Below are 11341 nucleotides of genomic sequence, written 5' to 3' on the forward strand. Positions count from 1 at the left end.
AGCCGAGTGGTCAACACCTCTGCCACGCCGACCAGACCGGCAGCAGCCTGCTTGCTGAGAGAGAGTTCGAGTGCGACCTCGTCGGCCACCCATCTCGTGTGGCCACGAATTTTGCATAATCGGGCGACGGCGTGGACCTGGAGGGCTTGGGCTCGGCATACGGCTTCCCGCGCCACGGTCATGGTCTCGACCGCGGCATCGTCAGACATGCGCGCAATGTCGTCGCCACACAGCGAGAGTATGTCATGCATCGCAGGGGATCCTTACCTCGAAGACGAATAACCACATTCTATCGCTCAGGCGAACGAAGGTGAATATTTCCACCGAAAACGACACGAAGGGACCATTCGTGCAGCATCACCTGGAAAACGGGCGGCCAACAGCAATATCCGGCCACCCACTGTCCTCCGAAGCCCTCAGTACACCTCGGCTACGCAAGGGCCCCAGAAGCAAACCGAGGCTCCCTCCTAAGCGGGGGAGAGGGCCTCGGGCTTCTCGATAACCTCAGGATGTCCCGGCCAGCTGTCCAGCCTTGACCGGTGCGTGGCCGAGTTCGACCGCCTCGCCGGGTGTGAGACTGTACTCGGTGGAGTGTTCCTTGCCGAGCAGCACTCGGGGCGCTGCTTCCCGTATGTGTTGCGAGAGATCCACCCGTAGAATCGCCGGTTCGAAGAACACGGACCCGTCCTTGTTCTCCAGCCGGACCGGATCGTTCGCCGTCAATACCACCGACACGAGATCGTCGGCCGGCCAGCGAACCCGGTGTTCGGTGAACTCTTCCTCGTGATGCTCACGCTCGCACCAGGGTGGGCAGGGGATGGTCTGCCAGTAGGGCATAGGCTTGCTCATGGGCCGACTTCTTGAAATCGTCTTGATCAACAGGTATGACCGGTCGAGATTGTTGAGAGCAGCCGCCGTACTAATCTGACGGTGTGGCGCGGATGACGGTGGACGCGGAATCTTCCACAAGGTCAGGGTGCCCAGCGGGCTCGTAGGACGCCGTCGTGATCGGGTAGTAGGGCGGTGAGCAGCGGGTGGCGTTCGTCCTCGAATATGGGCAGGGCCATCGCGGCGCGCATGGCGGTCAATTGTGCACGCAATTGCGGGTAGAACTCGTCGTCGGCGAAGGTACTGGTGATGTACCCGTGCTGGTTTTCCCAGACAAGTTTGATCGGCTCGTCGTGAGGCAGGCTGCGGAGCACGGCGGCGACGTCGGTGGACAGGTCCGGCCATACGAGCAGTCGTGCGCGCGGGGCGAGCCCGGCACGGATCGCGCTGATGTTGGTGGTGTGCAGGCGATGCCAGCGGGAGACGTTTGCCAGGTAGCCCTCTTCCAGGAGCATGGTGCCGTGTTGGGCGACGAGGTCGATCACTTCGGTCCAGAACGCTTCGTCGGCGGGGCGCCGCTCGGCGGGTTCGTCGAAGGACGGGTCGTAGGGGGATGCGTCAAGCCGTTCAGCGAACAGGCCAATTGCGTGGGTGTGGGCGACGGCTTGCTCGCAGGGTTCGACGCTGCCGATGTACATGTACTGGTCCCAGCCGACGTGAACGAAAAATCGTTCCTTCGCTTCCAGCCGGCACCAGGGGCCACTGTCGCGCAGCATGGCCCGTAGTAGCTCCAGTCCGACGGCGAGGGTTACCTGTGCGCCATCGTGGTAGCCGACGAGGTCGGGCGGGAACAGCCCGATCAGTCCGTGACCTTCGATCGGTGCCTCCATGCCGAAGGTGACGAGGCCGGCGAGTCCTGGCTCGCGGATGGTCAGGTGGGCGACTGTGGTGTCGGCGGCGAAGGCGGCCATGGCGGCAAGGTAGGCCGCTTCCACAGGGCCGTGATCGCTGAGGGTGTCCTGGGTACCGACGTAATGCCCCTGGTCATTGCGGTCGGCCGGGTCGTATTTGGTGACCCGGTAAACGTAAGGCAGCACGTCAGCGCCCCGTCGCGGCCGGCCCGGTCGACTCGCGCACGATCAACTCGGTGCTCAACTCGCGCACCAGGGGCTTGTCGGGTGGCGCCGGTGTTGTCGCAAGTTCCAGTGCGATGGCGCCCATCTCCGTCAGCGGGAGGCGGACACTGGTCAGTGCCGGTACGACATCCTCACAACCGGCGATGTCGTTGAAACCGGCGATCGAGATGTCTCCGGGGACGGTCCTGCCGGCGTGCCGGAGGAACGTCAGCGCTCCGATCGCCATCTGGTCGGCGGAGCCCACGATCGCGGTGCTCCCGGGGTGGTCTTTCAGCAGTTCCTGTGCGCCGGCGTAGCCACCTTCCCTGCTGGCGCTCCCGTATCGCACGTGCACCACGCCGCCCGCACCCTCGAGGGCTTCGCGCAGACCCGCGATGCGGTCCACAGTGGATAGTACCTTCGCATCACCGGCGACCACGCCGATCTCCCGGTGGCCGAGCGCCACCAGGTGCTCGCCCAGCGCACGTCCGCCGGCGACGTTGTCGACCAGCACGTGATCGGCTTCGAGAAAGGGGTTGCCAACAGCGATCACGCGCCCACCGCTGTTTTGGAACGAGCGGCTTCGCGCCGCCATGCCGCGCTTGTAGGTCTCGTCGTCCAGTTCGGATCCGGCGATGATCACGATGCCGGTGCGATGTGCTTGCAGGAGGCGAAAGTACTCCAGTTCGCGCGCGACATCGCGGTCGGTGTTGCAGATCGTCACGAGCAGTTTCCGGACCGTCGCGGCAGCGTGGACGCCGTTGATGATCTCCGAGAAGTACGGGTCCCGTACGTCCCCGGCGAGGACGCCGACCGTGCCGGCGTTGCCTTGCAGCAGCGCTTGTGCCTGGGCGTTCGGGACGTAGTCGAGCTCCCGCGCCGCTCGCTCGACCCGGGCGCGCAGATCGTCGCTGACGCGATAATCGGCTCCGGACAGCACGCGAGAGGCGGTAGGGACCGAAACGCCGGCGCGGCGCGCGACGTCCCGGAGGTTGGCGGCCATGGACCGCAGGTTACTCCGATGACGGTGCGGCATGTCCTCGCCGGACTTTTCGGCGCGGGTCGCCGCTCACCCTGCCGCGAGGCTGCGCGCGAACCATGGCAGGCGAAAACCTTGACGCCATCGCCGGTTACGCCTAAGTTCGTCCGGAAATACGGAAGAAAAGGTTTTCTCATGGACAACACCGCAGCTCCGAGGGTTCGGAGACGGGGCGGGCTCGGACCGGCCTTCGTCACGGCCGCGCTGGTCTTCGGCCCCGGGTCGATCACGACGGCGAGTTCGATCGGAGCTCGGTTCAGCTACGACCTCGTCTGGGCGCCGGTCCTCGCGACCGTCCTCATGCTCTGTTTCGTGGATATCTCGGTGCGCATCGGGCTGTCGACCGACCGGGGCCCGGTCGGCACGGTCGCCGACCGCTTCGGCCGCGGCATCGCGATTGCTGTCGCCCTGGGCGCCTTCGGAGTCGTCACGTCCTTCCAGGCGGGGAACTCCGTGGGTACCGGTGCCGCGAGCCAGGTGCTCTTCGGCGGTAATGTCGGGTTGTTCGCCGCACTGTTCACTGTGCTGGCGATCGGATTCCTCTGGCTGCCCTCGCTCTACAAGAACCTCGAGCGGGTCATGGTGGCGATCATTCTCGTCATGCTGGCGATCTTCGTGATCACCGCGGTCATCGCCCGGCCCGACCTGGGCGCGATGCTGGCCGGCCTCGTTCCTTCGCTGCCGTCCGGTTCCTCGGCGCTCGTCGTCGGGGCTGTCGCCACCACGTTCTCGGTGGTCGGCGCCTTTTACCAGATCCAGCTCGTGCGGGAGAAGGGGTGGGGACCAGGCGACTACGCGATCGCGCGCCGGGACGCCACGATCGGCACGCTTGCGCTCGGCGTGCTGTCTTTCGTCATCATGATCGCCGCGGCCGCGGTCCTGAACCCACGCGGCGTGAAGGTGTCGTCGCCGGCGGACATGGCCACGATCCTCGAGCCTACCGTGGGCCACTGGGCGTCCGTGCTCTTCGCCGTCGGGCTGTGGGCGGCCGCTTTCTCCTCCCTCGTCGGTAACGCGACCATCGGCGGCTCCATGCTCGCCGGCGCTGCCGGCAAGGAGGACGGCGGTCTTCGGTCGAAGTTCGTCAAGGTGTGCATCACCGTCGTCATGGTGCTCGGCGGCCTCGTCGCGATTGTTTTCGGCGGAATCCCCGTTCAGCTCATCGTCACCGCTCAAGCGGTCACCATCTTCGTGGCCCCGGCCATCGGGATCGTTCTCGTCATTCTGGGCCACCACAAAAAACGCGGCTCGCTCACCATCGGTCCTTTCCGGACAGTGCTGGCCATCATCGGTTTCGCTTTCCTTGTCCTGCTCGCCGTCTCTTACGTGAGGAACTTCTCGTGACCACCCCAACGACCCCTGTGCCCGCGGCTGCTCCGCAGGACGAGGCCACTTTGGACGAGCTGCTCTCCCGCCCCCTGTCCGGAGTCGGGGAGGCGCTCGCGGCCGCGGGTGGCGATATCGTCCTGCTGGGTGCGGGCGGCAAGATCGGCCCCACCATGGCCCGGATGGCGCGTCGTGCGCTCGACGCGGTCGGGTCGAGCGCGAAAGTCGTGGCCGTCTCCCGGTTCTCGGATCAGGCCGTGGCCGACGGTCTGCGCGGCGAAGGGATCGAGGTCCGCGTGGCCGACCTCGCGGAACCGGCCGGCTACCGCGACCTGCCCGACGCGGCCGCCCTCTTCTTCCTGGCCGCCATGAAGTTCGGCACGACGGGGGCCGAGGACAGGACCTGGTGGTCCAATGCGGCCATACCGGCGATGGTCGCCGACCGCTATCGCGGTGTTCCGTCGGTGGTGTACTCCACGGGTAACGTGTACCCGCTCACGTCTTTGTCCCACGGTGGCTCGCTCGAAACCGACCCACCCGGCCCGGTCGGTGAGTACGCCCAGTCGTGCCTGGCCCGTGAGCGGATCTTCACCCACGCCGCACACACCTGGGGCACCCCGGCGACGATCTTCCGCCTCAACTACGCCTGTGAACTGCGCTACGGCGTCGTGGCGGACATCGCGGTGAAGATCGCTGCCGGCGAGCCGGTGGATGTCACGATGCCCGCAGTCAACGTCGCGTGGCAGGGCGATGTCTCGGCATGGGCCCTGCGCAGCCTGGAACTGGCTGCCGTTGGACCACACATTCTCAACGCGACCGGCCCCGAGACCGTTTCGGTGCGCCGTCTCGCCACGTGGCTGGCCGAGGACATGGGTACCGAGGTCGTCTTCGTGGGCGCGGAGTCCGACGACGCGCTGCTCAACGACGCTTCCGAGTGTCATGAGCGTTACGGCTATCCCACGGTCCCCTTGCGCCGGCTCGTGCGCTGGGTCGCTCAGTGGGTCGCCGAGGGTGGCCGGCAACTCGGCAAGGCGACGAAGTTCCAGCAGCGCGAAGGGAATTTTTGATGGACCTCGACGCGAAGTTGCGGTCCGGCGTCGTCATCCCCGCGCACCCGCTGGCTCTGGATGCCGACGGCGCCGTGGATCTGCCAGCGCAGCGGGCCCTCACGCGCTATTACCTCGCCGCCGGTGCCGACGGCATCGCCGTTGGGGTACACACCACTCAGTTCGAGTTGCACCACGACCGCGGCCTGCTGGCCGAGGTGTGGCGGTTGGCGGCGCGGGAGGCAGCCGCGGCTGATGGCGAGCGGGTGCTCGTGGCCGGAGTGACCGGAGACATCCGAGAAGCGGTCGCGGAGGCGGAACTCGCTCGCGACCTCGGCTACCACGCCGTGCTGCTGTGCCCGTGGGGAATGGCCGAGGTGAGTGAGCCCGCGCTGCTCGAACGTGCCCGTGCCGTCGGCGACGTCCTCCCCACGATCGGGTTCTACCTTCAGGAATCCGTCGGCGGGCGGCATTTGGGCCGGGAGTATTGGCGAGCGCTGTTCGATCTGCCCTCGGTGGTAGCGGTCAAGACCGCGCCGTTCGACCGGTACCGCACCGGCGACGTGGTCCAGACCCTTTTGGAGCACGATCGGTGGGCCGACGTCGCGGTGGTCACCGGCAACGACGACGCGATCGTCCATGACCTCCTCACGCCCTACCGGCGAGAGGTCGGTGGCCGGCAGCGCGAGGTCCGGGCCACCGGCGGGTTGCTGGGGCAGTGGGCGGTGGGCACCCGGGCCGCCGTTTCCCTCCTCGCCCGGGTACGGGAGGCCGCCGCGATGGGCGTGGCGTCCTTCGACCTGCTTGCCGAGGCCTCGGCACTGGTCGAGGTCAATGCCGCCGTGTTCGACGTCGCCAACGGCTTCGCGGGCTGTGTACCTGGCGTCAACGAGGTGCTGCGCCAGCAGGGACTGATCGCCACCGCCCGCTGCCTCGGCCCGGACGTGCTCACCCCAGGCCAGGCCGGGCTCATCGCGCTGGTCCGCCGCCGGTATCCCGGCCTGCTCGACGAGGAGTTCGTGGCCGCGCACGCCGCGCAATGGCTGGAATAGGTTGACGATCCCGGTCCCGGCGTGCGCATCGCCGGGACCGGGATTCACCGCTCGATCAGGCGACGAAGTCGTCCGTCAGCGAGACGGCGTGCGCATAGGGCGGGTCGATGTCGTGCTCGTCGATGCCCAGTTCGGCAGCGAGCGCACGGACCTGGTCGCCACGTTCGCGGGCGAGTTCGAGACCGCGGAGGTTCGAATCGATCTGTTCCGGCCGGGTCGCCCCGAACAGCAACGAGCAGACCTCGGCCTTGCTCACCACGAACGCGATGCAGAATTCCGCGGCCGAAACGCCCAGCGACGAGGCCGCCTCCTGGATCGCCGGCACCCGCCGCTTGATCTCCTCCCGGATGCCGCCGATGTCCAGCCCGATCCTGCGCCCCGGGTTGAGGTTTCCGGTGAGCATGCCGCCTTCGAGCGTGTCCGAGGCATGGACGCTGATGCTCGTCTCGGCGAACACTTTCGCGTATTCCGGACCGTCGACGATATTCTGCCGGACGACGGAGTACTTCAGCTGGACCAGCTCCGGACCGGGCAGGCCGGCTTCCCGGCAGTGCTTAGCCGCGTCGAGGATGAGTTCCGGACGCCAGTTCAGGCCGCCCCAGGTACGGGCACGGCCCGAGGTCACGAGCCCGGCGGCCTCCTCGGCGATGGCGCGGTGATCCATACCGTCACGCGGGTGCTCGACGATGATGACGTCGACGTTGTCGACCGCGAGCCGCCGCAGGGTGGCGTCCAGTTGAGCGGCCAGGGGGCGCTGCGGATAGTCGAAGAACCACACCTTCTCGGCGAGGACGATGTCCTCCCGGTCGAAGTCGGCCTCCTGCAGCATCCGCCCGAAGAGCACTTCCGTGTGCGGCTTGTCCCGGTAGTAGGCGACGTCGAAGAAGTTGATGCCGCGCTGGAAGGCGTGGTTGATGAGCGCGACATTGGCTTCGAAGGACAGCCGGGAATAGGTGTTCCACGAACCGAGCGAAAGCTCGCTGACCTCGATGCCGGATGTGCCGACGTTTCGCATGTAGACCTTCACTTTCTCTTCATGGCGTTGACAAACGCCTTCGCCCGCGCGGAGGACGGCTGGGTAAGCACACCCTCCGGTGCACCGAATTCGACGATGCGACCGCCGTCGAGAATTGCGACACTGTCGCTCACTTCGCGGGCGAAGTTCATTTCATGGGTGACGATGATCATCGTCATACCGGACTCGACCAGTTCCCGGATGACGTCGAGCACTTCCCCGACCAGTTCCGGATCGAGTGCCGAGGTGGGCTCGTCGAAGAGCATCACGCTCGGGTTCGGGGCAAGTGCGCGGGCGATCGCGACCCGCTGCTGCTGACCGCCGGAGAGCATCGACGGATACTTATCGGCGTGCTCGCCGAGCCCGACCCGGTCGAGCAGGTACCGGCCGCGTTCCCGCGCCTCGGCGCGGGACTGGCGCAGCACGACGGTGAGACCCTCGCAGATGTTCTCCAGCGCGGTCATGTGCGAGAACAGGTTGAAATGCTGGAACACCATGCCGAAGTTGATGCGCTGGCGCGCTCGTTGCTTCTCGCTCAGTGGGTAGTAGCGGTCGTTGTGCTTGCGGAATCCGAGCAGCTCTCCCTGATAACGGATCTCGCCGGAGTCGATCTGCTCGAGCATGTTGACGCACCGCAGGAAGGTGCTCTTTCCGGAGCCGGACGGCCCGAGCAGCGACAACACCTCCCCTTCCCGCACCCCGAGGTTGATCCCGTCGAGCACGGTGAGGTCGCCGAATCTCTTCTCGACGTCTCGTGCCCGGATCAGCTCCTGCGCACCGGTCATCGTCGCCCTCCCACCGAGGTGATGGCCCGGAATCCCTTGCCGAACCGCTTTTCCAGCTGCCGCTGCCCGAGCATCGCCAGGCTCGTCAGCGCGAGATACCAGACGCAGGCGACGACGAGCAGCGGGATCGTCTGGTAGCTCTCGCCGTAGATGAGCTGCACCGTGGTGAGCAGTTCGGTGTAACCGATGACGAAGACCAGGGATGTGTTCTTGAAGAGGGTGATCATCTCGTTGCCGAGCGGTGGGATGACCACCCGGATGCACTGGGGCACCACCACCCGGCGCATCGCCTGCCAGTTCGTCATGCCCATCGAACGCGCCGCCTCCAGTTGACCGTGTGGAACGGACAGCAGGCCGCCTCGGTAAATCTCACCGATGTAGGCACCCTGGATCAGCGTGAGGCCGAGAATCGCCGCGGTCGACTTCGAAATGAGGCTGTTCGTCGGAACGGTCGCGAACGGCGGCAGGAACGGCAGGCCGATCGAGATCCGGGGCAGCAGCGCAGCCAGGAAGAAGATGAACAGGAGCAGCACCAGCGCCGGAATCGCCCGGATGAACCAGATGTAGGCCGCACCGACCGCCCGGAACACCGGATTCGCCGACATGCGCAGGTAGGCGACGATCGCGCCCATGAACAACCCCGTCACGGCGCAGGTGACCGTGAGGATCACGGTGTTCCGCAGGCCGGCGAGGATGTCCGGGTGGAACAGGTATTCGGCGACGACATCCCATTGCCAGTTCCGGCCGGTGACGAGGAACTCGCCCAACGCCGCGGCGATGAGGGCGACGATCGCGCCTGAGATCCACCACGACCAGCGGACCGGCTTCACGAAATGATATTCGGCGCGCGGCGTCCGGTCCTCCGGTGTGGCGTCCCCGGCGGGAATGGTTCCGGCGCTCTGCGCTTTCTGATCAGAATTGGGAGCCATTGATCTCGATCTTTTCCAGGGCGATGCTCTGCTGCCCCCAGTCGGCCATGATCCGGTCATAGGTCCCGTCCTGCTTCATCTCGGTGAGCGCGCGGAAAATGGCGTCACGCAGCTCGGGCTTGCCCTTCGGGATACCCACGCCGTAGGGAGCCAGGTGCTCTGGCTCTCCGGCAAGCGCGAACTTCTCCGGGTTGTCCTTCACGAGCTGGTTGGCCACGGCCAGGTCGGACCATTCCACGTCCACGCGGTCGCTTTCCACGGCGAGAGTGGCGGTCGGGCCGTCGGCGTAGCCTTGGACGTCGATGGCCGGTTTCCCGGCGTCCTTACAGGACTTCTGCTCCGCGTCCGCGTAGCTCTGTTGGATGCTGCCCTTGACGATCGCGAGCCGGCGGCCGCACAGATCCTTTCGCCCGCCGACCCCGGCGGGATTTCCCGCCTTAACCACAAGCACGACACCACCGTCGACGAGGTCGACGAAGTCGAGAGTCTTGCGACGCTCGGCGAAGTCACCGGAGGCCAGCGCCACGTCGTAGCGGTTGGCCAGCACACCAGGAACGACGGCGTCCGACGAGACCTTCTCGAACCGGGCTTCCAGGCCGAGCCGCTTGGCATACTCCCGGGTGAGTTCGGGGATGAGGCCCTTCATCTCGCCCTTGCCGTCTTCGGTGTACTTCAACGGTTTGACGCTGCCGCTGTCCGCGGTGATGAGCACTCCCGGCTCCGCGAGGAGTTCCGAAAGACCGTCCGTCGAGGGCCCTGACGCAGGTCCGGAGCACCCGGACAGCGCGAGGGCGAGAGCGAGCAGTCCCGCTCCCGCGAACCGTTGACCCTGACGAAGCTCCATTGCCTGGTCCTTTCTGGGGGGTGGGTGTTGAGACCTTAAACACCTGATCGTCTGGTAGTCAACATGTTGACTAATTGCCCTGATGTGGCGGTAAGCTGGTGATCACCAACGGCGGGCCGCTGCGTGCGGGTACGCTTCGCCGTCGCCGCAGAGAACACCGTGAAAGGACGGAACCGTGGGCACCACCGCGGACGAAGAGCCCGCACCGAAGCCGGCTGTGACTCCAGAGCCGCACGGGGCGACCGGGGCCGCGCGCGGAAGCGACGCTCAAACCGTCGACTATTGGAGTTTTGTCGACTATTTCAGCCGCACGGCCGAGCAGGCCCTGCCCGGGCTCGACGTCCGCGCGGCGGAGTTCTTCATGACAATGCACCGCGCCTTCGAGCTCATCGTCTACGACATCCGCAAGGAACTCGGGCAGCAGCTCAGCCCCGTCGGGTTGCGCGTCCTGCTCGTCCTGCGCACCGTCGGCCAGGCGTCGCCACTCCGGGTCGCGGAACTCACCGGCATGAGCCGTGCCGCCGCCTCCGCGCTGCTCAAGCGGCTCGAAGAGGAAGGCCTCGTGCGGCGGATGCCCTCGCCCGAAGACGGTCGCAGCCTCATCGTCGACATCACCACGAAGGGGCGCGAGACGTTCGAAGCCGCGTATCGGGCGTACAACCAACGAGAGGCCTTCTGGTACGGACACCTCGATCCCGCGGAGGCCGCCTCGATCAAGGGCGCACTCGCCCGGCTCGCGGCCAGTGTGAGCGAGGCTCGACGGCGAAGCTAGATCGCGAGATTTCTATCGAAGCCAACGAAATTCGCGGCATGTGCGGGAAGTGGTGTCGTGGGTGCTGGTCGGCAAGGAACGCGGTCCGCTCTCGATTCGAGCTTTGGCTTTCACTGATTCGGTGCGAGCTGGGTGCAGCGCCCGGACAATGGTGCGGTGTGTCCGGGCGCTGGCGCTGTGGTGTCATGCGGCTTGTTGGTATCGGGATGGGGTGGTGTGCGCGAGGTTGCGCATAGGTCTTCGCTCGCGGGTGATCCAGGGTGGCGGGATGAATTCGGGTAGATGCCCGTTCATTCGTACTTCGTAAGAGTCGGCATGGGGCGCGGTTCCCGGGTTTCGTCGGGTCGTTTCCCCATGCCGCTCTTCCGAACCGGACGTGCGACTTTCACCGCATCCGGCTCTCCACNNGTCGGTCAGGTTGTGGCGTGTCGGGGTGTCTGGGTCCAGGGGGTGGGTATTATGGTTCCGCGCCATCGGTAGCGTTGGATTGCCATGGTGGCGGGTTGGTAGAGATCCACTCCGTCGGTGCTGGGCTGCCATCCTTGATATGGGTGGTAGCGCCGCACGACCCATTTCAGGCCCTTGTTGGG

11 protein-coding genes and 1 pseudogene are annotated in these 11341 nt (G+C 66.1%); 4 read left to right on the forward strand and 8 right to left on the reverse strand.

The window, feature by feature from the left end:
• The 4 genes and pseudogenes from A3CU_RS48200 to A3CU_RS0134450 form a co-directional block, all read right to left on the reverse strand.
• Positions 1 to 209 (reverse strand): annotated as a pseudogene (locus A3CU_RS48200) (hypothetical protein); the annotation flags it as partial.
• A 295-nt stretch (positions 210 to 504) separates the two neighbouring features.
• Positions 505 to 849 (reverse strand): DUF6907 domain-containing protein, encoded by a 345-nt coding sequence (locus tag A3CU_RS0134440; RefSeq protein ID WP_156960717.1) that lies wholly within the window; start codon positions 847 to 849, stop codon positions 505 to 507.
• A 122-nt stretch (positions 850 to 971) separates the two neighbouring features.
• Positions 972 to 1925, reverse strand: a complete 954-nt coding sequence (locus tag A3CU_RS0134445) for a hypothetical protein (protein WP_027946064.1) — start codon at positions 1923 to 1925, stop codon at positions 972 to 974.
• A gap of 1 nt (position 1926) precedes the next feature.
• Positions 1927 to 2946 (reverse strand): LacI family DNA-binding transcriptional regulator, encoded by a 1020-nt coding sequence (locus A3CU_RS0134450; protein WP_027946065.1) that lies wholly within the window; start codon positions 2944 to 2946, stop codon positions 1927 to 1929.
• A 171-nt stretch (positions 2947 to 3117) separates the two neighbouring features.
• On the opposite strand from A3CU_RS0134450, the gene A3CU_RS0134455 reads away from it, so the two are divergent.
• The 3 genes from A3CU_RS0134455 to A3CU_RS0134465 are packed head-to-tail and all read left to right on the forward strand — an operon-like array spanning position 3118 to position 6406.
• Positions 3118 to 4326 carry an Nramp family divalent metal transporter gene (locus A3CU_RS0134455; protein WP_027946066.1) on the forward strand — a complete coding sequence of 403 codons (1209 nt, stop codon included), beginning with the start codon at positions 3118 to 3120 and terminating at the stop codon, positions 4324 to 4326.
• A complete protein-coding gene (locus A3CU_RS0134460; protein ID WP_084144111.1) occupies positions 4323 to 5375 on the forward strand; it encodes an NAD-dependent epimerase/dehydratase family protein in 1053 nt (350 codons plus the stop codon). Before A3CU_RS0134455 ends, A3CU_RS0134460 begins: the two co-directional genes overlap by 4 nt.
• Positions 5375 to 6406 carry a dihydrodipicolinate synthase family protein gene (locus A3CU_RS0134465; RefSeq protein WP_027946068.1) on the forward strand — a complete coding sequence of 344 codons (1032 nt, stop codon included), beginning with the start codon at positions 5375 to 5377 and terminating at the stop codon, positions 6404 to 6406. The genes A3CU_RS0134460 and A3CU_RS0134465 overlap by 1 nt, the downstream gene beginning before the upstream one ends.
• A gap of 55 nt (positions 6407 to 6461) precedes the next feature.
• Here A3CU_RS0134465 and A3CU_RS48205 read toward each other — a convergent pair whose 3' ends face one another.
• From A3CU_RS48205 to A3CU_RS0134485, 4 genes are read right to left on the reverse strand one after another with little or no spacing between them, the layout of a single operon-like run.
• Positions 6462 to 7421, reverse strand: coding sequence for an aldo/keto reductase (locus tag A3CU_RS48205; protein ID WP_156960718.1), 960 nt, complete (start codon positions 7419 to 7421; stop codon positions 6462 to 6464).
• 8 nt (positions 7422 to 7429) lie between these two features.
• Complete coding sequence (locus tag A3CU_RS0134475; protein WP_027946069.1) at positions 7430 to 8206, reverse strand: amino acid ABC transporter ATP-binding protein; 777 nt, start codon at positions 8204 to 8206, stop codon at positions 7430 to 7432.
• Entirely contained in the window at positions 8203 to 9135 is a 933-nt protein-coding gene (locus A3CU_RS48210) for an amino acid ABC transporter permease (protein ID WP_084144112.1), read from the reverse strand. Before A3CU_RS48210 ends, A3CU_RS0134475 begins: the two co-directional genes overlap by 4 nt.
• Positions 9119 to 9979 carry a transporter substrate-binding domain-containing protein gene (locus tag A3CU_RS0134485; protein WP_084144113.1) on the reverse strand — a complete coding sequence of 287 codons (861 nt, stop codon included), beginning with the start codon at positions 9977 to 9979 and terminating at the stop codon, positions 9119 to 9121. Before A3CU_RS0134485 ends, A3CU_RS48210 begins: the two co-directional genes overlap by 17 nt.
• A 175-nt stretch (positions 9980 to 10154) precedes the next feature.
• Here A3CU_RS0134485 and A3CU_RS48215 point away from each other — a divergent pair, with 175 nt between their 5' ends.
• The gene (locus A3CU_RS48215) at positions 10155 to 10751 is read left to right on the forward strand and encodes a MarR family winged helix-turn-helix transcriptional regulator (protein WP_052372687.1); all 597 of its coding nucleotides are present in this window, start codon (positions 10155 to 10157) and stop codon (positions 10749 to 10751) included.
• Positions 10752 to 11341: the final 590 nt, after the last annotated feature.

The sequence above is a fragment of the Amycolatopsis taiwanensis DSM 45107 genome (assembly GCF_000519205.1).
Lineage (GTDB): Bacteria > Actinomycetota > Actinomycetes > Mycobacteriales > Pseudonocardiaceae > Amycolatopsis_E > Amycolatopsis_E taiwanensis.